Source organism: Streptomyces deccanensis (assembly GCF_022385335.1).
Taxonomy (GTDB): Bacteria; Actinomycetota; Actinomycetes; order Streptomycetales; family Streptomycetaceae; genus Streptomyces; species Streptomyces deccanensis.
The window spans coordinates 2,349,834-2,369,530 of sequence record NZ_CP092431.1 but is presented as its reverse complement, the minus strand read 5'-3'; the positions used below and the strand labels follow the sequence as shown (position 1 = coordinate 2,369,530).

Genomic DNA, 19,697 nt, shown 5'->3' with positions numbered 1-19,697 from the left:
CGGTGCAGCACCGCCCGGCCCGACGACCCGCCGCTACGCCGAGAACCTCTACCTGGTCACCGCGTCCAGCGCGTCCGCGGTGCCGAAGCCGTAGAAGCCGTTGTAGCTTCTCGGCCCCTCGCAGACCGCGTCGGCCTTGCCGTCCCCGTCGATGTCGTACGGGTCGGTGCAGGGCGTGGCGTCGGCCTCGGCGTACAGCAGTGCCTTGACCAGGGCGGCCGGGGCGTACGGATGGGTCGACCTGATCAGGGCGGCGACGCCCGCGACGTGCGGCGACGCCATCGACGTACCGGCCATGTAGCCCCAGGTGCCGCCGGGCAGCGGGCCCAGGATCAGACCGCTGGTGGCGGGCGGGGCCGGGGTCTGGAAGCGGGTCGAGTCACCGCCGGGTGCGGCGATGTCGACGACGCCCAGACCGTGGTTGGAGAAGGACGACTTGATGCCCTTGGCGCCGGTGGAGGCGACCGTGACGACACCCGGCAGCTGCGTCGGGATGTCGAGGCACTCGGACGGGTCGATCAGCCGGTCCGACGGCGTCGAGTCGTTGGGGGAGACCGGGTCGGTGATCTCGTCGGCCGCGAGGTCGTAGTTCTCGTTGCCGGCCGCGGCGACATTGACCGCGCCCTTCTTCTCCGCGTACTTCGTCGCCCGGCCGAGCGCCTCCACCAGCGCCTTCTGGTCCGGGTCGTGCTTGCAGTTGAAGTACCAGGGGTCGGTGTAATAGCTGTTGTTGGTGACGTCCACCCCGTGGTCGGCGGCCCACATGAAGCCGCAGACCACGGCCTCCGTGTAGAAGAAGCCGGCGGTGGTGGACACCTTGATGCCCGACACCTTGACCCCGGGCGCCACACCCGTGACACCGATGCCGTTCTTCGCGGCGGCGATCTCACCGGCCACATGGGTGCCGTGCGCGCTCTCCGTGGGCCCCGGCCGCCAGGCCCCGTCGCTGGTGTCGGGCTTGCCCGTCACACAGTTGACGGAGGCGTCACGGTCGAAGTTCGGCGCGATGTCCGGGTGCGTGTCGTCGACGCCCGTGTCGATGACGGCGACGGTGACGTCCCGGCTGCCGAGCGACACCTCGTGGGCCTTGTCGGCCTTGATGGCGGGCAGGTCCCACTGCAACGGCTCCAGCGGGTCCTGCCCGTCCGCGGCCTCGACGTCCGCGATCTCCTCGGCGGTCAGCACCTTGGGGGTGCCCACGTCGGTGGTCGACTGGGCGGGCAGCGGCGCGGTGCGGGTGGCACCGGCCGACTGCACCCCGCGCACCGCACGGATCTCCGCGGCGAAGCCGGGGTTCGTGGAGTGCACGACGACGACACCGATCCGGTCGTACGACGTCACGATCGTGCCGCCGGCCTCAGTGATCGCCTTCCGCACGTGCGCGGAGGGCCCGTGCCCCGCGCGCACGTTGACGACGTGGCTGAGCCCGGTCGCTTCGGCCCGCCCGGCCGAAGCGACCGATCCGTTCGCCGCGGCCGCCGAGGCCGTGACGTTCGGTACGACGACCAGCGCGGTCGCCATGACCATCCCCAGCGGGATCGCGGTCAGACGACGGGAGCGCTTGAGACGCGCTGTCATGCTGTCTCCAGTTCGTCGTGGCTGCTCGTCGGCTGTGCTACTTGACGGCCTTCAGGGCGTTGACGATGCCGAACCCGTAGAAACCGTTCACGCTGGGGCTGCCTTCGCAAACCGCGTCCTGGACGCCGTCGCCGTTCTGGTCGTACGACGTCGGGCAGGCCTGCTCGTCCGCCTGGGCCTTCAGCAGCTTCTGCAGCTGCTTCGGGGACGCCCACGGGTGGGTGGACTTCAGCAGCGCGGCGACACCGGCGGCGTGCGGGGACGCCATCGACGTGCCCTGGAGGTAGCCGTAGGCGCCGTTCGGCATGGTGGACAGGATGCGGCCGTTCTTCGACGGCGTGTCCGGGATCTGGTAGCGGCTGTCGCCACCCGGGGCCGCGATGTCGACGACGCCGTTGCCGTACGTGGAGTAGAACGACTTCTCGTTCTTCACGCCCGTCGCGCTGACCGTGACGATGCCCGGCAGCTGGGTCGGGACGTCGAAGCACTCGCTCGGGTCGATGGTGCGCTCGACCGGCGTGGTGTCGTTGGGGCTGGAGGCGTCCAGGATCGCGTCGGAGGCGAGATCGTGGTTGGAGTTGCCGGCCGAGGCCAGGTGCAGGGTGCCCTTCCTCGTGGCGTACTTCTGCGCCCGGTTCACCGCGTCGACGATGGCTTCCTGGTCCGGGTCGTCCACGCAGTTGTAGAGCCACGGGTCGACGTAGTAGCTGTTGTTCGTGATCTCCACGCCCTTGTCGGCGGCGAACACGAACGCGCAGACGACGCTCTCGGCGTAGAACAGACCGCTCGTCCGGTCGGTCACGTTGATGCTGGAGACCTTCACGCCCGGCGCGACACCGGCGACGCCGACGCCGTTGCGGGCCGCGGCTATCTCACCGGCGACGTGCGTGCCGTGGTAGTCGTTCACGGTGTACGGCCGCCAGGCGCCCTCGCTGGTGTCCGCGACACCGCCGTCGCAGTTGGCGGACTGGGACTTGGAGAAGTTCGGCGCGAGGTCCGGGTGGGTGTCGTCGACGCCGGTGTCGATGACGGCGACCGTGACCTTCTTGCTGCCGTCGTCGATCTTCGCGGCCTGGTCGGCGCCGATCGAGCGCAGGTCCCACTGGTCGGCCTCGAGGGGCTCGGCGTCGGGGATGTCCGCCGAGGCGGCCTTCACCTTCGCGGCCTCCGCGTCCGTCAGCATGTCGACGGCGCCCACCTCCGTCGTGCCGGCGGGGGTCAGCGGCGAGGTCCGGGTGGCACCGGCGGACTGCACCCCGCGCACCGCGCGGATCGTCGCACCGAACGCCGGGTCGGTCGAGTGGACCACGATCACGCCGATCTTGGCGTAGGTGACCACTATCTTGCCGCCGGCCTGGGTTATCGCCTTCTGCACCTTGGCGATCGTGTGCTTGTCCGTCTTCGTGTTCACGACGTACGACAGGTTCGGGCCCTCCGCGGTCGCGGCGGTGGACTCCGCGAGCGGGGCCGCCGAGGCGACACCCGGCAGGAAACCGAGCGAGGCGGTCAGCGACAGGACGACCGGCACCGCGAGCGCGAGCTGTCGCCTGGAGCGCAGATGAGCCATGTGATCTCCACATCATCTTCAAAGAAACCGGCCCGAGACACACGGGTGCCCGGGCAGGTACATGACGTTGGTGGTGCAGCCCGAAGCTATCCCTGGTCGTCGCCGGCCAGCAATGACTTCACGGGCGGGAGGCCGAAGTAGAGGGGTAACCCTCGAAGTCGCCGTATCTCCTGGCCATTTCCGCATCGGCCGCACTTCGGCCACATGTCGCCACGGATCGGCCACGGCGTCGGCCACGCGTCGGACCCCGTGACGGTTTCCGAATCGGTTTTCGAAAGAAACCCGCGCGGTTGAACCGGTCCCCGTGCGCCGCCGTGACGTTGAGCAGGGAGCGCGAGCGCGATCGCGCACCCGTCACCGAAGGAACAGAACCGACCCCATGTCCGAACCCAGTCCGTCCCCCGATCCGACGGCGAAAAAGTCACCATCCACCGTCGCGAACGCGGCGGAGACGCGAGGAGACTCCGTGGCAACCGACGCACCGCCCCCTGCGAAGGCAGAGCATCACCTCCCCTCACCCGAGGAGTTCGCCGCGGTCCATGAGAGCGCCGAGTTCGCCGAACTGCGCCGCTCCTACCGCTCGTTCGCCTTCCCGCTGACCGTGGGCTTCATCGCCTGGTACCTGCTGTACGTCCTGCTCTCGAACTACGCGGGCGACTTCATGGGCACCAAGCTCTTCGGCAACATCAACGTCGCCTTCGTCTTCGGCGTCGCACAGTTCGTCACCACGTTCCTCATCGCCTGGTGGTACTCGAAGCACGCCGCCGCGAAGCTCGACCCCAAGGCCGAGGCGATCAAGTCCCGGATGGAGGGCGGCGCATGAGCCCCGCAACGCAGACGTTCCTCGCGGCCAACGAGGCCAGCGAGCACCGGCCGCTCATCATCACCCTGTTCGCGCTGTTCGTCCTCGCGACCCTCGGCATCACCGTCTGGGCCGGCCGCCAGACCAAGGACGCCGCCGACTTCTACGCGGGCGGCCGCCAGTTCAGCGCCTTCCAGAACGGCCTCGCGGTCTCCGGCGACTACATGTCCGCCGCGTCGTTCCTCGGCATCGCGGGCGCCATCGCCCTCTTCGGCTACGACGGCTTCCTCTACTCCATCGGCTTCCTGGTCGCCTGGCTGGTCGCCCTCCTCCTGGTCGCCGAGCCGCTGCGGAACTCCGGCCGCTACACCATGGGCGACGTGCTCGCGTACCGCATGCGCCAGCGCCCCGTCCGCACCGCCGCCGGCACCTCCACGATCGTGGTGTCGATCTTCTACCTGCTGGCCCAGATGGCGGGCGCGGGCGTCCTCGTCTCGCTGCTCCTCGGCATCACCTCCGACGCCGGCAAGATCCTCATCGTCGCCCTCGTCGGCCTCCTGATGATCGTCTACGTCTCCATCGGCGGTATGAAGGGCACCACCTGGGTCCAGATGGTGAAGGCCGTGCTGCTCATCGGCGGCACGCTCCTCATTACGTTCCTGGTGCTGCTGAAGTTCAACTTCAACATCTCCGATCTGCTCGGCACCGCCGCCGAGAACAGCGGCAAGGGCGCCGCCTTCCTGGAGCCCGGCCTGCAGTACGGCGCCACCGGCACCTCCAAGCTGGACTTCATCTCCCTCGGCATCGCCCTCGTCCTCGGCACCGCCGGCCTGCCGCACATCCTGATCCGCTTCTACACGGTGCCCAACGCCAAGGCCGCCCGTAAGTCCGTGAACTGGGCCATCGGCATCATCGGCGGCTTCTACCTGATGACCATCGCCCTCGGCTTCGGCGCCGCCGCGCTGATCTCCCAGGACGAGATCATCGCCTCCAACCCGTCCGGCAACACGGCGGCCCCGCTGCTCGCCCTGCACCTGGGCGGCGTCGACTCGGCGTGGGGCGCGATCCTGCTCGCCACGATCTCGGCGGTGGCCTTCGCGACCATCCTCGCCGTGGTCGCCGGCCTCACCCTCGCCTCGTCGTCGTCCTTCGCGCACGACATCTACGCCAACGTCATCCGCAAGGGGCAGGCCTCCGGCGCCGAGGAGGTCCGCGCGGCCCGCTGGGCGACCGTCGCCATCGGCATCGTCTCCATCGGCCTCGGCGCCCTCGCCCGCGACCTGAACGTGGCTGGCCTGGTCGCCCTCGCCTTCGCGGTCGCGGCCTCCGCCAACCTGCCGACCATCCTCTACAGCCTCTTCTGGAAGAAGTTCACCACCCAGGGCGCGCTGTGGTCGATCTACGGCGGTCTGATCGTCGCCGTCGGCCTGGTGCTGTTCTCGCCCGTGGTCTCCGGCGACCCGAAGGCGATGTTCCCGGACGTCGACTTCGCCTGGTTCCCGCTGAAGAACCCGGGCATCATCTCCATCCCGTTCGGCTTCCTCATGGGCTTCCTCGGCACGGTCCTCTCCAAGGAGAAGGCCGACGACGCGAAGTACGCCGAGCTGGAGGTCCGCTCCCTCACGGGCACGGGCGCGCACTAGCTCCGCTGAAAGACCCGTCACGAAGGGGCCGTCGTAGATCTCTACGGCGGCCCCTCGCCGCGTCTCGTGCGATCGGGCCGGTGATGTTGTCAGCGCGGTCACGTAGGCTCGCAGATGTCGAACGATTGTGATCCGCCGCGAGGGAGGGGGCCCACGTGCTCATCGACACCTACGGCCGAGTGGCCACCGACCTGAGGGTCTCGCTGACCGACCGGTGCAATCTGCGCTGTACCTACTGCATGCCCGAGGAGGGCCTGCAGTGGCTGGCCAAGCCCGACCTGCTGAGCGACGACGAGATCGTCCGCCTCATCGACATAGCCGTCCGGATCCTGGGCATCGAGGAGGTCCGCTTCACCGGCGGTGAGCCGCTCCTGCGCCCCGGCCTGGTCGGCATCGTGGAGCGCGTGGCGGCCCTCGCCCCCCGCCCCCAGATGTCCCTCACCACCAACGGCATCGGCCTCAGGCGCACGGCGACGGCCCTGAAGGCGGCCGGCCTGGACCGGGTGAACGTCTCCCTGGACACCCTGCGCCCGGACGTCTTCAAGACCCTCACCCGCCGGGACCGTCACAAGGACGTCCTCGAAGGCCTCGAAGCCGCCCGCGACGCCGACCTGACCCCCGTCAAGGTCAACTCGGTCCTGATGCCCGGCCTGAACGACGACGAGGCCCCGGACCTCCTCGCCTGGGCCGTCGAGCACGACTACGAGCTGCGCTTCATCGAGCAGATGCCCCTGGACGCCCAGCACGGCTGGAAGCGCGACGGCATGGTGACCGCCGGCGACATCCTGACCTCCCTGCGCACCCGCTTCGACCTCACCCCCGAGGGCCAGGACGAACGCGGCTCGGCCCCCGCCGAACGCTGGCTGGTCGACGGCGGCCCGCACCGCGTGGGCGTCATCGCCTCGGTCACCCGCCCCTTCTGCTCGGCCTGCGACCGCACCCGCCTCACCGCCGACGGGCAGGTCCGCACCTGCCTCTTCGCCCGCGAGGAGACCGACCTGCGCGCCGCGCTGCGCTCCGGCGCTCCGGACGAGGAGATAGCCCGCATCTGGCGGCTGGCGATGTGGGGCAAGAAGGCGGGCGCCGGCCTCGACGACCCGTCGTTCGTCCAGCCGGACCGGCCGATGTCGGCGATCGGGGGCTGAGCGGCCCTACGGCGCCGGCTCCTCCCAGTCGTCCAGCTTCACCACGTCCTTGAGGAACCCCCGCACCCCCAGGAACTGCGACAGGTGCTCCCGGTGCTCCTCGCAGGCGAGCCAGGTCTTGCGGCGCTCCGGCGTGTGCAGCTTCGGGTTGTTCCAGGCGAGCACCCAGACCGCGTCGGCACGACACCCCTTGGCCGAACAGATGGGGGAGGACGGATCCGAGCCGGGGACGTTGAGGATGTTCACACGTCGACCCTAGCCGCAGGAATCCGGCCGGAGAAAAGGCGACGCCGAGCAGCCACGGGGGGAGCTGCCCGGCGTCGGTCTGTCGCTCCGACGGGGGATGCGGAGCGCGTACGAAGTATGTCACGGGTAGGCCTCTGCCCGGCACAGGAACTACATGATTGATCTGAGCATTTCTTGAGCTTGGCGGGTGGCCGGATTCCGTTTCGTGGGGACGTCCGGACGGCCGGTCGCTCAGGCCCGCTCGCGCGGCTCGCTCCGCCGAGGCCCCGCCGCATCGGCCGCGGAATCCTCCGGGACGGATTCCGCGGGCGGCTCGATCATCGGCCGCATGGGGGCCCTCACGAACGTGGACGGCAGCGAGGGCGCGTTCTCCCGGCCCGCGTTGGCGATCACCACGGCGATGTACGGCAGCACCGCGCCGAGCACCAGCGCGACGACCGCGACGTGCCGTTCGACGTTCCAGAGGACCGCGGCGGCGATCACCGCGAGGGTGCGGACGGACATCGAGATGATGTAGCGGCGCTGCCGGCCGCGGACGTCGTCGGCGAGGCCCTGCCGGGCACCAGTGATCCGGAAGACCTCGACGTTGCTCTGCTTCCGCATCGCGTTCCACCACCCGCCTTTTTCGGACGCTCCCCGGCCCGTGCCCGTCCGTGTCCGCTACAGGGCACGCGGTCCGGACACGTTCAACGTTACGCCGCGTCTGCGCCGCCTACGAGACCGGGTCACCTTCCACGGGGAGTGCGGGAAATGCGCCGTAGCGCGTACAGCCGTGCCCGACATGCGGCGTACCGCAGGCGGGCCGACACTGGGCGTAATGCTCACGTCGAGCCGTACGAGGAGGCAGCCATGGGCTGGTTGTGGGCGATCATCGTGGGATTCGTACTGGGCCTGCTGGCCAAGGCGATCCTCCCGGGCAAGCAGCACAGCCCGCTCTGGCTGACGACGATCTTCGGCATGCTGGGCGCCGTCGTCGGCAACGCGATCGCACGCGGCTTCGGGGTCGAGGAGACCTCCGGTATCGACTGGAGCCGCCACATCTTCCAGCTGGTCGCCGCGATCGTCATCGTGGCCCTGGGCGACATGGCGTACATGGCGACCCTGGGCAAGAGAAAACGGCGGACCTGAGCGCCCCGAAAGGGGCGCGGGGAACTGCGCGAGCAACCACGATGAAGCGGCACTCGCCAGATCATCCACGCCCCTACGGCGCCCAGGCCCCGGCGAACTCGATCGTGCCTAGGCCCCGGTCACCTCGATCGCGGCCAGGTTCTTCTTCCCCCGACGCAGCACCAGCCACCGCCCATGGATCAGCTCTTCCCGGGACGGAACCGCGTCCTCCGCGGTGACCTTCACGTTGTTCACGTAGGCCCCGCCCTCCTTCACGGTCCGCCGCCCCGCGGACTTGCTCGGCACCAGCCCGACCTCCGCGAGGAGATCCACGACCGGCGCCGGCTCGGCCACCTTGGCGTGCGGCAGCTCGGACAGCGCCGCGGCCAGCGTCTTCTCGTCCAGCTCCGCCAGCTCGCCCTGACCGAACAGCGCACGGGACGCGGCGATCACGGCGGCCGTCTGGGCGGCCCCGTGCACCAGCGTCGTCAGCTCCTCGGCCAGCGCCCGCTGCGCGGCACGTGCCTGCGGCCGCTCCTCCGTCTGCTTCTCCAGCTCCTCGAGCTCCTCACGGGACTTGAAGGACAGGATCCGCATGTAGCGGGTGATGTCCCGGTCGTCCACGTTCAGCCAGAACTGGTAGAACGCGTACGGCGTGGTCATCTCCGGATCGAGCCAGACGGCGCCGCCCTCGGTCTTGCCGAACTTGGTGCCGTCCGCCTTGGTCATCAGCGGGGTGGCCAGCGCGTGCGCCTCCACACCGGGCTCGAGCCGGTGGATCAGGTCCAGGCCGGCCGTGAGGTTGCCCCACTGGTCGCTGCCGCCCTGCTGGAGCGTGCAGCCGTACCTCCGGTAGAGCTGGAGGAAGTCCATGCCCTGGAGGATCTGGTAGCTGAACTCGGTGTAGCTGATGCCCTGGTCGGACTCCAGCCGGCGGGCGACGGAGTCCTTCGTCAGCATCTTGTTGACGCGGAAGTGCTTGCCGATGTCCCGCAGGAACTCGATGGCGGACAGACCCTCGGTCCAGTCGAGGTTGTTGACCATGACGGCCGCGTTCTCACCCTCGAAGGACAGGAACGGCTCGATCTGACCGCGCAGCTTGCCGACCCAGCCGGCGACGGTCTCCGGGTCGTTCAGCGTGCGCTCCGCCGTCGGACGGGGGTCGCCGATCAGGCCCGTCGCCCCGCCGACCAGCGCCAGCGGCCGGTGACCGGCCTGCTGGAGCCGGCGCACGGTGAGCACCTGCACCAGATGCCCGACGTGCAGGGACGGTGCGGTCGGGTCGAAACCGCAATAGAACGTGACGGGACCGTCCGCGAGCGCCTTGCGCAAAGCGTCCTCGTCGGTGGACAGGGCGAACAGGCCCCGCCACTTCAGCTCGTCGACGATGTCCGTCACGGTTCTCGTGTCTCCTCGAGTGGGTCGCACCAGGTGAATCAGGTACGAGGTTATACGCCCTGGCTGACAGAACTCATATTGAAATCCGGCACCCGCAGCGCGGGCATCGCGGCCCTGGTGAAGTAGTCGCTCCACTCGCGCGGCAGCGTCTTCTCCGTGCGCCCCGCCTCCGTGGCCCGGCCCAGCAGGTCCACCGGCGACTCGTTGAAGCGGAAGTTGTTGACCTCGCCCGTGACCTCGCCGTTCTCCACGAGGTAGACGCCGTCGCGGGTCAGGCCGGTCAGCAGCAGCGTCGCCGGGTCGACCTCGCGGATGTACCACAGGCAGGTCAGCAGCAGCCCGCGCTCGGTGTCCGCGACCATCTCCTCCAGGGAGCGGTCCGCGCCGCCGTCCAGGATCAGGTTGCCGATCGTCGGCACCACCGGCAGCCCCGTCAGGCCCGCGCTGTGCCGGGTGGTCGGCAGGTGCGCGATCTCGCCCCCGCTGATCCACTCGGTCGCCGTCAGCGGCAGCCCGTTGTCGAACACCGAGCTGTCGCCGCCGGAGGAGTGGGCCAGCACGAACGGCGCGCACTCCAGGCCCGGCTCGTTCGGGTCGCTGCGCAGGGTCAGCGGCAGCTCGGTCAGCCGCTCGCCGATCCGCGTGCCGCCGGGCTTGCTGAACACGGTCCGGCCCTCGGCCGCGTCCCGCGCCGACGCCGACCACATCTGGTAGATCAGCAGGTCCGCCACGGCCGTCGGCGGCAGCAGCGTCTCGTACCGTCCGGCGGGCAGCGGCACCCGCCGCTCGGCCCAGCCCAGCCGTACGGCCAGCTCCGCGTCCAGGGCCGCCGGGTCGACGTCCTTGAAGTCCCGCGTGGAGCGCCCCGCCCAGGCCGAACGCTTGCGGTCCGGGGACTTGGCGTTCAGCTCCAGCGTCCCGTTCGGCTGGTCGTGGCGCAGCCGCAGCCCGGTGGACGTGCCGAGATAGCTCGACACCAGCTCGTGGTTGGCGAAGCCGTACAGCTCACGGCCGCCCGCACGCGCGCGTGCGAAGGATTCGCCGAGGGCCGGCGCGAAGTCGGCGAACACGGCGGAGGAGGTCTCGGCGGGCGCGTCCGTGAAGTCGGGGGAGTGCGCCACCCCCGTGACCAGCGGCTGGGCGTCCTCGGCCGGTCCGGCGCCGCGCGCGGCGGCCTCGGCGGCCCGCACCAGCGGCTCCAGCTCCTCGGGGGTGACGGCGGCCCGCGAGACGACCCCGGAGGCGGTGCCCTCCTTGCCGTCGACGGTGGCGACGACGGTCACCGACCGGCCCCGGGTGACCCCGTTCGTGGTCAGCGCGTTGCCCGCCCAGCGCAGGTTCGCCGTCGAGTACTCGTCGGCGATCACGACACAGCCGTCGGCCCGGGAGAGTTCGAGGGCCCGCTCGACGATCTGGTGCGGCTTGTGCGCCTTGCTGTTCCGCGCGCTCATCGACCGGCCTCCTGCGTGGTGTTCAGAATGTTGACGCCCTTGAAGAGGGCGGAGGGGCAGCCGTGCGACACCGCGGCGACCTGGCCCGGCTGGGCCTTGCCACAGTTGAACGCCCCGCCCAGGACATAGGTCTGCGGCCCGCCCACGGCCGCCATGGATCCCCAGAAGTCGGTCGTGGTCGCCTGATAGGCGACGTCCCGCAACTGCCCGGTGATCCGCCCGTTCTCGATCTTGAAGAACCGCTGCCCGGTGAACTGGAAGTTGTACCGCTGCATGTCGATGGACCAGGACCGGTCCCCGACGACGTAGACACCCCGGTCGACCCCGCCGATCAGATCCTCCGTCGACATCCCCGCCGGATCCGGCTTCAGCGACACATTGGCCATGCGCTGCACCGGTACGTGCCCGGGGGAGTCGGCGTAGGCGCACCCGTTCGACCGGCCGAGGCCCGTCAACTTCGCGATGCGGCGGTCGAGTTGGTAGCCGACGAGGGTGCCGTCCCGGACGAGGTCCCAGCTCTGGCCCGCCACGCCCTCGTCGTCGTATCCGATGGTCGCCAGACCGTGCTCGGCGGTGCGGTCACCGGTGACGTTCATCAGCTCGGAGCCGTACTTCAGCTTGTTCAGCTTGTCGAAGGTGGCGAAGGACGTACCGGCGTAGGCGGCCTCGTACCCGAGGGCACGGTCCAGCTCTGTCGCATGCCCGATGGACTCGTGGATGGTCAGCCACAGGTTGGACGGGTCCACGACCAGGTCGTAGACGCCCGCCTCGACGCTCGGTGCCCGCATCTTCTCGGCGAGCAGCTCGGGGATGCGGGCCAACTCGTCGTCCCAGTCCCAGCCGGTGCCCGTCAGGTACTCCCAGCCGCGCCCGACCGGCGGCGCCAGCGTCCGCATCGAGTCGAACTCGCCGCTGGACTCGTCGACGGACACGGCGGTCAGCGACGGGTGCAGCCGTACGCGCTGCTGGGTGGTCACGGTCCCGGCGGTGTCGGCGTAGAACTTGTTCTCGTGGACCGTGAGCAGCGAGGCGTCGACATGGTTGACCCCGTCGGCCGCCAGCAGCCGCGTGCTCCACTCCGTGAGCAGCGCGGTCTTCTCCTCGTCGGGGATGGTGAACGGGTCGATCTCGTAGGAGGAGACCCAGGTCTTCTCCGCGTGCACCGGCTCGTCCGCCAGCTCCACCCGCTCGTCCGACCCGGCCGCCTTGATGACCTGCGCGGACAGCTTGGCCATGGCCACGGCCTGCGAGGCGACCTTGGCGGCGGCGTCCATCGTCAGATCCACCCCGGACGCGAACCCCCAGGTCCCGCCGTGCACCACCCGCACCGCGTACCCGAGGTCGGTGGTGTCCGACGACCCGGCCGGCTTCGCGTCCCTGAGCCGCCAGGACGCGCTGCGCACCCGCTCGAACCGGAAGTCGGCGTGATCGGCGCCGAGGGCCCGCGCGCGGGCGAGCGCGGCGTCGGCGAGCGCCCTCAGTGGTAGTGCCGTGAAGGCTTCGTCGATGGAATGAGGCACCGAGGTCTCCCTGTTGCCGAACGGTTGTCGTGGCCTGTCGGGTCCGATCATGTCGCGCCCGCGGGCGGCCGGACCACATCTTTCCGGCTGCGGTCGGCGGGCTTTCTGTAGGGACCCCACAGCGACTCCCCCGCGCCACTGTCACAGCTCGAATGCCCGCCGGGAGAAATGGACCGATAGGTTTCGAGGGAAGCCGCCTGCCGTCCAGGCATCAGGGCAGGTGTCCAGACCGCTTCAGACCGCTAAGGAAAGGGTGATCCGTTGAGCCGCTCGGTTCTCGTCACCGGAGGCAACCGGGGCATCGGCCTCGCCATCGCCCGCGCGTTCGCCGACGCCGGCGACAAGGTCGCCATCACCTACCGCTCGGGGGAGCCGCCGGCCGCCCTAACAGAATTGGGCTGCCTGGCCGTCAAGTGCGACATCACCGACCCCGAGCAGGTGGAGCAGGCCTACAAGGAGATCGAGGCCGAGCACGGCCCGGTCGAGGTGCTGATCGCCAACGCCGGCGTCACCAAGGACCAGCTCCTGATGCGCATGTCCGAGGAGGACTTCACCTCGGTCATCGACACCAACCTCACCGGCACCTTCCGCGTCGTCAAGCGCGCCAACCGCGGCATGCTGCGCGCCAAGAAGGGCCGCGTCGTCCTCATTTCCTCGGTCGTGGGCCTCTACGGCTCGCCCGGCCAGGCCAACTACGCCGCCTCCAAGGCCGCCCTGGTCGGCTTCGCGCGCTCCCTCGCCCGTGAGCTGGGCTCGCGCAACATCACCTTCAACGTCGTCGCCCCCGGCTTCGTCGACACCGACATGACCAAGGTGCTCACCGACGAGCAGCGCGCGGGCATCGTGAAGCAGGTGCCGCTCGGTCGTTACGCGCAGCCCGAGGAGATCGCCGCGACGGTGCGGTTCCTCACCTCGGACGACGCCTCGTACATCACTGGAGCCGTCATCCCCGTAGACGGCGGACTGGGAATGGGTCACTGATCACCATGAGCGGAATCCTCGAGGGCAAGCGCGTCCTGATCACCGGTGTGCTGATGGAGTCCTCCATCGCCTTCCACACCGCCAAGCTGGCCCAGGAGCAGGGCGCCGAGATCATCCTCACGGCCTTCCCCCGGCCCACGCTGACCGAGCGCATCGCCAAGAAGCTCCCCAAGCCCACCAAGGTCATCGAGCTCGACGTCACCAACGACGAGCACCTCGGGCGCCTGGCCGACATCGTCGGCGAGGAGCTGGGCGGTCTGGACGGCGTCGTCCACTCCATCGGCTTCGCGCCGCAGGACGCCCTTGGCGGCAACTTCCTGAACACGCCCTTCGAGTCCGTCGCCACCGCGATGCACGTCTCGGCGTACTCCCTGAAGTCGCTCACCATGGCCTGCCTGCCGCTGATGCAGAACGGCGGCTCGGTCGTCGGTCTGACGTTCGACGCGAAGTTCGCCTGGCCGCAGTACGACTGGATGGGTCCGGCCAAGGCCGCCCTGGAGGCCACCAGCCGCTACGTCGCCCGTGACCTGGGCAAGCAGAACATTCGCTGCAACCTCGTCTCCGCCGGCCCTCTCGCCTCCATGGCCGCCAAGTCCATCCCGGGCTTCGGCGAGCTGGCCGCCGTGTGGGACGACCGTTCGCCGCTGGAGTGGGACCTCAAGGACCCCGAGCCGGCCGGCCGCGGTGTCGTCGCGCTGCTCAGCGACTGGTTCCCCAAGACCACCGGCGAGATCATCCACGTGGACGGCGGGCTGCACGCGATCGGCGCCTGAGCTCCATCGCCGAAGGCTCCGCCGCGGTTCGAGGGCGCGCATCCATTCGGGTGCGCGCCCTCGCCGTACTCCTGTCCGCCGGGATCATCACTCGTTCGGCTCATCCGGCGGGCAGCCGGGGCCGGGTGCCGCGCACGCTGGACGTGCACCGCTCAGCCACTCGGCCGAGGAGGTCCCCCTTGTGCGCATCTCCCGCAGCATCGCCCCAGCTGTCGTCGCCCTGGCTCTCGTCCTCACTCTTCCGTCCGAGTCGGCACCGCACGCGCGCGTGGAGACCGGGGAGCGGCACGCGCGCGTAGTGGTGGACGACAAGCCCGCCGCGTTCGGGGCGGCCTGCCACAGCACCGTCACCGGCTCCCAGGTGGTCGGCTACTGCTTCAATCCCCACGCGGCCGTCGATCACGTCCGGCTCCACATCGAGTGCGCGCGGTGGTGGGACCTCGACAGCGACAGCGCCGCGGTCGAGACGCCGCCCGCACGGACGGTACGGCTCACCGGGCGCTGCTGGAAGGAAGTCGGCTCGGTGTGGTTCAGCCACCAGCGGGGGGAGGGCTGACGTGTGGTTCACTCACCGGCCGGTGAGGGCTGACGTGTGGTTCACCCACCGGCCGGTGGAGGGCTGACCCGGCCGGGACGGCAGTGGAACGGATAGCCGGCCGCCTCCGCCGCGGCGGTCTCCGCGTCGCCCGCCCGGATCGCGTCCACCAGCCCGGCGTGGTCCATGTACGCCTCCGGGGTCAGCTCCTCGCCCACGTCGCCGCGCAGCCAGTCCCGCAGGACCTCGCCCAGGTCCGCGTAGACCGTCGTCACGACGTCGTTGTGGGACGCGGCGACGACCGCCATGTGGAACGTCGCGTCGGCGGTCACGAAGGCCTCCGCGTCGCCCGAGGCCCAGGCCTCCTCTCGGCGCGTCAGGAGCGCGTCCAGCTGCTTGAGGTCCCGCTCCGTGCGCCGCTCGGCCGCCAGCTTCGCGGCGCTCGACTCCAGGGCGGAGCGCAGCTCGGCGATGTGGCGCGGGTCGGCGTCCGCGAAGCGGCGGTGCATCACGCCCGCGAGCTCGCTGGTCGCGACGACGTAGGTGCCGGAGCCCTGGCGGATGTCCAGCAGGCCGTTGTGCGCGAGCGCGCGGACGGCCTCGCGGACCGTGTTCCGGGCGACCCCCAGCTCCTCGACGAGCTCGGGCTCGGTGGGGATTCGGGAGCCGACCGGCCACTCGCCCGAGGTGATCTGGTTGCGCAGCGCGGCGATGACCTGCTCGGACAGCGCCGATCGGCGGGGATGGCTCAGCGGCATGGCACACCTTCGCACGAAGTGGCCGACCGGGGACGACCGGGCCATGGACAACCAATCATCCTATGATTCTATGATGGATGTCATGGTGAGCGAGGAAACCGCGACGACGACATCCGCACCGGTTCGGGCACCGTCCGAAGCACCCGAGTCCGACCCGGCCGGGTCCGAACCCCGGCGTCGTCCACGCGCGCGTGGACGACCCGCCTCGTGATCGTCGGCATCGTCCTGACGGCCCTGAACCTCCGCCCCGCCATCACCAGCCTCGGCGCCCTCCTCGAAGAGGTGCGCACCGGGCTCGGCATGAGCGGCAGCGTCGCCGGGCTCCTCACCTCCGTACCGCCGCTCTGCTTCGCCCTCTTCGGCGTCATGGCGCCCCGGCTCGCCCGCCGGTTCGGTCCAACCGCCGTCGTCTGCGCGGGCATGGTCGCCATCGCCGCCGGCCTGCTGATACGGCCGTACGCCGGCGGCACGGCCGGATTCGTGGCCGCGAGCGCCCTCGCCCTGATGGGCATCGCCGTCAGCAACGTCCTGATGCCGGTCATCGTCAAGCGCTGGTTCCCCGACCGGGTCGGCTCCATGACGGGCCTCTACTCCATGGCCCTGGCCCTCGGCACGTCCTGCGCCGCGGCCGTCACCGTGCCCATGACCGAGGCGCTGGGCGGGAGTTGGCGGACCGGGCTGACCGTATGGGCGCTGCTGGCGGTGGCGGCCGTGGTGCCGTGGCTCCCCTTGCTCCGGGACCGCGACGCGCGCTCGGCGGAGAACCCCCGGCGAGCGTCGGGCTCGGTGCGCGGTGCCGGGGGAGCGCCGGGTTCCTCGCGCGGGTCCGGGGGAGCGTCGGGCTCCGGGCGCGAGGCGGCGCCCGTGCTGCGGATCACCCGGAGCCGTACGGCCTGGGCGCTCGCCGTGTTCTTCGGCCTCCAGGCGACCGCCGCCTACATCACGATGGGGTGGATGGCGCAGATCTTCCGCGACGCCGGGGTCCCCGCCGGCACGGCGGGACTGCTGCTGGCCCTCACCATGGTGATGGGCGTGCCGCTGGCCTTCGTGATCCCCCGGCTCGCCACCCGCCTGCCCCACCAGGGGCCGATCGTGGTCGTCCTGGGCGTCTGCGGGCTCCTCGGGTACGGCGGCCTCCACCTCGCCCCGGCCCAGGGCGCCTGGGCGTGGGCGCTGCTGATCGGTATCTCCAACTGCTCCTTCCCGCTCGCTCTCACCATGGTCGGCATGCGGGCCAGGACCGGTGCGGGCGTGGTCCAGCTGTCCGCCTTCGCGCAGAGCACGGGCTACCTGATCTCCATCCCCGGCCCGCTCCTCGTCGGCGTCCTCTACCAGCACAGCGGCGGCTGGGGCCTGCCTCTGGCCCTCATGGCCGCCCTGATGCTCCCGCAGATCGCCGCGGGCGTCTTGGCGGGCCGCGACCGGCTCGTGGAGGACGAGGCGGCCCGCTGAGGGCACACCCCGGCGGCCTCATCCGGGGTCGCGGGTGCGACACTGGGCGCATGCCAGTGCTCGACCCGAACCCCCAGAACGGCCAGAAGAAGATGCTCCTGGTCTTCGGCTCGTTCCTCGCCATCTTCGTCGTCATCGGGATCATCGCGGCCATCGCGTCACCGTGACCGCCGACGGAACGTCACCGTGACCGCTCAGCGGTCGTCACAGCGACCGCTCAGGGGTGGGGATAACCCCCCGTCCCCTAGGGGGCGAGTCTCAGGGTGAAGTGGGTGGATCACCGGATGGGGCGGAGCGCCCGCGTTCCGTAACGTCGAGATTGTGGCCGCAGGGGACCCGCGAGGGCCCACGGAGGACCGGGCCACGAGGACTCGCAGACCACGGAGGCGGCATGTCGGCCCGTACGCACCCCCGGCCCCACCCGGCGACTACCAGCGGCGTCGGCGTCCGGCTGCCCTGGTGGGCGGTCGCCCTGCCCGCCGTCGGCTTCATCACGCTCCTGCTGCTGCTCTCCGACCCCGCGCAGGCCCATGCGGCGAGCGGCGACCCGGTGATCGCCGACCTCGTGGAGCGCATACGGAACGCCCTGTCGAGCCACACACCGTGACGAGCCCCCGGCGCACCGGAACCACCTGTACCGGTGTCGGGTATCCGCACTTCAACTCCCTGCGCCCCGTGGCCTGTTTCGTGCGAAGCTGGGACGCATGAGCGTCGCAGAATCCCGCAGGATTGTCCTCTTCCGGCATGCGAAGGCCGACTGGCCCCAGGTTTCCGACCACGAGCGGCCGCTCGCCGACCGGGGCCGCATGGACGCCGCCGTCGCCGGGCGCAAGTTGGCCGACTCCGGAATCCCCTTCGACCTTGCCCTCTGCTCCACCGCCGTCAGGACCCGCGAGACCTGGAAGCTGGCCGTTCATGAACTGCCCGAACGACCGAAGACGGTCTACGAGGAGCGGATCTACGAGGCCTCTCCCGGCGAGCTGATCGCCCTGCTCAACGAAACCCCGGACGACGTGCGGAACGTCGTGCTGATCGGCCACAACCCCGGGATCCAGGGCCTCGCCGACATCCTGGCCGGCACTTCCGAGGGCGACGCCCGCGAGCGTATGAACCGCCTCGGCTTCCCGGCCGCCGCCTACGCCGTGCTCACCTTCGAGGGCGCCTGGAAGAGCCTGGAGCCGGGCGTGACCACCCTGGCCGACTACTGGGCGCCCACCGAGTAACTCCGCCGCGTAGCCGACCCGACGGCCACCCGGCCACGGGACCCGGCACCGGCCACCCCGCATCCGCCATCCGGCCACGCGGTACGACGAGGGCCCGGCACCACCTGGTGCCGGGCCCTCGTCATGTGTCTCGCCCGCTACTCGTCGTGCGTGTCCGCCGCCTCGACCTCTTCACGGGTCACCCCGAGGAGGTACAGGACGGTGTCGAGGAAGGGGAAGTTCACCGCGGTGTGCGCCGCCTCGCGCACGACCGGCTTGGCGTTGAAGGCGACGCCCAGACCGGCCGCGTTGAGCATGTCGAGATCGTTCGCGCCGTCGCCGATCGCCACGGTCTGCGCCAGCGGGACGCCCGCCTCGGCGGCGAACCGGCGCAGCAGCCGCGCCTTGCCCGCCCGGTCCACGATCTCGCCGACGACCTTGCCGGTGAGCCTGCCGTCGACGATCTCCAACGTGTTGGCCTGCGCGAAGTCGAGGCCCAGCCGCTCCTTCAGGTCGTCCGTGACCTGGGTGAACCCGCCCGAGACGACGCCGACTTGGAAGCCGAGCCGCTTCAACGTGCGGATCAGCGTGCGCGCGCCCGGCGTGAGCCGCACCTCGCTGCGCACCTTCTCCACCACCGACGCGTCCAGCCCCTCCAGCAACGCCACGCGCGCGTGCAACGACTGCTCGAAGTCCAGCTCCCCGCGCATCGCGGCCTCCGTGACCTCGGCGACCTCCTTCTCGCACCCGGCGTGGGCGGCGAAGAGCTCGATCACCTCGTCCTGGATGAGCGTGGAGTCCACGTCCATCACCACCAGCCGCTGGGCCCGCCGGTGCAGCCCCGCCGCGACCACGGCGACGTCCACGCCGAGGGCGACCGACTCGGTGACCAGCGCGGTCCGCAGCGTCTCCGGCTCCGTGCCCGACACGGCGAACTCGACGGCCGTCACCGGGTACTTGGCGAGCCGGAAGATACGGTCGATGTTGCCGCCGGTGGCGGTGATGCGGGCGGCGATGCGGGCGGTGGACTCGGCGGTGAGGGGGTGGCCCAGCACGGTGACGTGCGAGCGGCCGAGACCGCGGGGCCGGTTGTCGCCCAGGCCGGAGATGATCTCCGCCTGCATCTTCATCGACTCCGCCCAGCTGTGCACGGTCGCCCGCAGGTCGCCCTCCTGTCCGGCGGGCGGCTCGGTCACGAGCGCGCACAGCACGATCCGGCCACGGGTGACGACCTGCTCGATGTCGACCACGTCGACGGAGTACGCGGCGAGGGTGTCGAACAGCCCGGCGGTGATCCCCGGTCGGTCCTTGCCGAAGATCTTGACGAGGAGAGTGGGGATGTCAGAGGAGGTCTGCGAAGCGCTCATGATGTGCCAACCGTATCCGGCGCCCCGTGCCTTTTGCCCCTGAGGTCCGCCCAGCGGACGGAGAACACTGGGTTACCAACGGCTGAAGCACACCGGGACCCCGCACGACACCTCAGAGCGCCCGCTCCCGCGTGCTCCCCGCCCCCGGCCCGCCGACACCGCTGTCGCGAGC

20 protein-coding genes are annotated in these 19,697 nt (G+C 70.4%); 11 read left to right on the top strand and 9 right to left on the bottom strand.

The window, feature by feature from the left end; translation table 11 throughout:
* Positions 1-48: 48 nt before the first annotated feature.
* Together L3078_RS10545 and L3078_RS10540 are read right to left on the bottom strand one after the other, a co-directional pair.
* A complete protein-coding gene (locus L3078_RS10545) occupies positions 49-1,578 on the bottom strand; it encodes a S8 family serine peptidase (RefSeq protein WP_239753159.1) in 1,530 nt (509 codons plus the stop codon).
* A gap of 37 nt (positions 1,579-1,615) precedes the next feature.
* Positions 1,616-3,145: a S8 family serine peptidase gene (locus tag L3078_RS10540; protein WP_239753158.1), complete on the bottom strand. Its 1,530-nt coding sequence runs from the start codon at positions 3,143-3,145 to the stop codon at positions 1,616-1,618.
* A 466-nt stretch (positions 3,146-3,611) separates the two neighbouring features.
* Between L3078_RS10540 and L3078_RS10535 the strand changes: the two genes are divergently transcribed.
* From L3078_RS10535 to moaA, 3 genes are all read left to right on the top strand, one after another.
* Positions 3,612-3,968, top strand: a complete 357-nt coding sequence (locus tag L3078_RS10535; RefSeq protein ID WP_239753157.1) for a DUF485 domain-containing protein — start codon at positions 3,612-3,614, stop codon at positions 3,966-3,968.
* Entirely contained in the window at positions 3,965-5,590 is a 1,626-nt protein-coding gene (locus tag L3078_RS10530; protein ID WP_239753156.1) for a solute symporter family protein, read from the top strand. Before L3078_RS10535 ends, L3078_RS10530 begins: the two co-directional genes overlap by 4 nt.
* 155 nt (positions 5,591-5,745) lie before the next feature.
* Complete coding sequence (gene moaA, locus L3078_RS10525; RefSeq protein WP_239753155.1) at positions 5,746-6,735, top strand: GTP 3',8-cyclase MoaA; 990 nt, start codon at positions 5,746-5,748, stop codon at positions 6,733-6,735.
* Between the two features lie 6 nt (positions 6,736-6,741).
* Here moaA and L3078_RS10520 read toward each other — a convergent pair whose 3' ends face one another.
* A complete protein-coding gene (locus L3078_RS10520; protein WP_239753154.1) occupies positions 6,742-6,981 on the bottom strand; it encodes a hypothetical protein in 240 nt (79 codons plus the stop codon).
* 231 nt (positions 6,982-7,212) lie between these two features.
* Entirely contained in the window at positions 7,213-7,584 is a 372-nt protein-coding gene (locus tag L3078_RS10515) for a DUF3099 domain-containing protein (RefSeq protein ID WP_239753153.1), read from the bottom strand.
* 246 nt (positions 7,585-7,830) lie between these two features.
* On the opposite strand from L3078_RS10515, the gene L3078_RS10510 reads away from it, so the two are divergent.
* Positions 7,831-8,109 carry a GlsB/YeaQ/YmgE family stress response membrane protein gene (locus L3078_RS10510; RefSeq protein ID WP_086803632.1) on the top strand — a complete coding sequence of 93 codons (279 nt, stop codon included), beginning with the start codon at positions 7,831-7,833 and terminating at the stop codon, positions 8,107-8,109.
* Positions 8,110-8,217: 108 nt separating this feature from the next.
* On the opposite strand, the gene tyrS is transcribed toward L3078_RS10510, so the two are convergent.
* Genes tyrS through L3078_RS10495 form a run of 3 tightly spaced genes read right to left on the bottom strand, consistent with a single transcriptional unit; the run spans position 8,218 to position 12,457 of the window.
* Positions 8,218-9,486, bottom strand: a complete 1,269-nt coding sequence (gene tyrS, locus L3078_RS10505) for a tyrosine--tRNA ligase (RefSeq protein ID WP_239753152.1) — start codon at positions 9,484-9,486, stop codon at positions 8,218-8,220.
* A 50-nt stretch (positions 9,487-9,536) separates the two neighbouring features.
* The gene (locus tag L3078_RS10500) at positions 9,537-10,937 is read right to left on the bottom strand and encodes a metallopeptidase TldD-related protein (protein WP_239753151.1); all 1,401 of its coding nucleotides are present in this window, start codon (positions 10,935-10,937) and stop codon (positions 9,537-9,539) included.
* Positions 10,934-12,457, bottom strand: coding sequence for a TldD/PmbA family protein (locus L3078_RS10495; protein ID WP_239753150.1), 1,524 nt, complete (start codon positions 12,455-12,457; stop codon positions 10,934-10,936). Before L3078_RS10495 ends, L3078_RS10500 begins: the two co-directional genes overlap by 4 nt.
* Before the next feature lie 261 nt (positions 12,458-12,718).
* Between L3078_RS10495 and fabG the strand changes: the two genes are divergently transcribed.
* The 3 genes from fabG (at position 12,719) to L3078_RS10480 (ending at position 14,767) form a co-directional block, all read left to right on the top strand.
* Entirely contained in the window at positions 12,719-13,438 is a 720-nt protein-coding gene (gene fabG / locus L3078_RS10490; protein WP_045560797.1) for a 3-oxoacyl-[acyl-carrier-protein] reductase, read from the top strand.
* A 5-nt stretch (positions 13,439-13,443) separates the two neighbouring features.
* Complete coding sequence (fabI, locus tag L3078_RS10485) at positions 13,444-14,211, top strand: enoyl-ACP reductase FabI (RefSeq protein WP_045560796.1); 768 nt, start codon at positions 13,444-13,446, stop codon at positions 14,209-14,211.
* 181 nt (positions 14,212-14,392) lie between these two features.
* The gene (locus L3078_RS10480; protein ID WP_239753149.1) at positions 14,393-14,767 is read left to right on the top strand and encodes a hypothetical protein; all 375 of its coding nucleotides are present in this window, start codon (positions 14,393-14,395) and stop codon (positions 14,765-14,767) included.
* A 41-nt stretch (positions 14,768-14,808) separates the two neighbouring features.
* Here the strand turns inward: L3078_RS10480 and L3078_RS10475 are convergent, their stop codons facing one another.
* Positions 14,809-15,504, bottom strand: coding sequence for a FadR/GntR family transcriptional regulator (locus L3078_RS10475; RefSeq protein ID WP_239753148.1), 696 nt, complete (start codon positions 15,502-15,504; stop codon positions 14,809-14,811).
* A gap of 207 nt (positions 15,505-15,711) precedes the next feature.
* On the opposite strand from L3078_RS10475, the gene L3078_RS10470 reads away from it, so the two are divergent.
* The 4 genes from L3078_RS10470 to L3078_RS10460 all read left to right on the top strand — a co-directional run bounded on the left by L3078_RS10470 (position 15,712) and on the right by L3078_RS10460 (position 18,179).
* Positions 15,712-16,956, top strand: coding sequence for a CynX/NimT family MFS transporter (locus tag L3078_RS10470; protein ID WP_338059481.1), 1,245 nt, complete (start codon positions 15,712-15,714; stop codon positions 16,954-16,956).
* A 50-nt stretch (positions 16,957-17,006) separates the two neighbouring features.
* Entirely contained in the window at positions 17,007-17,123 is a 117-nt protein-coding gene (locus L3078_RS44545) for an SGM_5486 family transporter-associated protein (protein WP_005477623.1), read from the top strand.
* 224 nt (positions 17,124-17,347) lie between these two features.
* Positions 17,348-17,563 carry a hypothetical protein gene (locus L3078_RS10465; protein WP_239753147.1) on the top strand — a complete coding sequence of 72 codons (216 nt, stop codon included), beginning with the start codon at positions 17,348-17,350 and terminating at the stop codon, positions 17,561-17,563.
* 97 nt (positions 17,564-17,660) lie between these two features.
* On the top strand, positions 17,661-18,179 hold the full coding sequence (locus L3078_RS10460) for a SixA phosphatase family protein (protein WP_239753146.1): 519 nt from the start codon (positions 17,661-17,663) through the stop codon (positions 18,177-18,179).
* Positions 18,180-18,316: 137 nt separating this feature from the next.
* Here L3078_RS10460 and serB read toward each other — a convergent pair whose 3' ends face one another.
* Positions 18,317-19,525: a phosphoserine phosphatase SerB gene (gene serB, locus L3078_RS10455; protein ID WP_239753145.1), complete on the bottom strand. Its 1,209-nt coding sequence runs from the start codon at positions 19,523-19,525 to the stop codon at positions 18,317-18,319.
* Positions 19,526-19,697 lie beyond the last annotated feature (172 nt).

Excerpts from the sequence above, each read along its gene's own strand:
- L3078_RS10545 (WP_239753159.1), bottom strand. The coding sequence starts at position 1,578 with ATGACAGCGCGTCTCAAGCGCTCCCGTCGTCTGACCGCGATCCCGCTG.
- L3078_RS10540 (WP_239753158.1), bottom strand. The coding sequence starts at position 3,145 with ATGGCTCATCTGCGCTCCAGGCGACAGCTCGCGCTCGCGGTGCCGGTC.
- L3078_RS10530 (WP_239753156.1), top strand. The coding sequence starts at position 3,965 with ATGAGCCCCGCAACGCAGACGTTCCTCGCGGCCAACGAGGCCAGCGAG.
- L3078_RS10515 (WP_239753153.1), bottom strand. The coding sequence starts at position 7,584 with ATGCGGAAGCAGAGCAACGTCGAGGTCTTCCGGATCACTGGTGCCCGG.
- L3078_RS10510 (WP_086803632.1), top strand. The coding sequence starts at position 7,831 with ATGGGCTGGTTGTGGGCGATCATCGTGGGATTCGTACTGGGCCTGCTG.
- L3078_RS10500 (WP_239753151.1), bottom strand. The coding sequence starts at position 10,937 with ATGAGCGCGCGGAACAGCAAGGCGCACAAGCCGCACCAGATCGTCGAG.
- fabI (WP_045560796.1), top strand. The coding sequence starts at position 13,444 with ATGAGCGGAATCCTCGAGGGCAAGCGCGTCCTGATCACCGGTGTGCTG.
- L3078_RS10475 (WP_239753148.1), bottom strand. The coding sequence starts at position 15,504 with ATGCCGCTGAGCCATCCCCGCCGATCGGCGCTGTCCGAGCAGGTCATC.
- L3078_RS44545 (WP_005477623.1), top strand. The coding sequence starts at position 17,007 with ATGCCAGTGCTCGACCCGAACCCCCAGAACGGCCAGAAGAAGATGCTC.
- L3078_RS10465 (WP_239753147.1), top strand. The coding sequence starts at position 17,348 with ATGTCGGCCCGTACGCACCCCCGGCCCCACCCGGCGACTACCAGCGGC.
- L3078_RS10460 (WP_239753146.1), top strand. The coding sequence starts at position 17,661 with ATGAGCGTCGCAGAATCCCGCAGGATTGTCCTCTTCCGGCATGCGAAG.
- serB (WP_239753145.1), bottom strand. The coding sequence starts at position 19,525 with ATGAGCGCTTCGCAGACCTCCTCTGACATCCCCACTCTCCTCGTCAAG.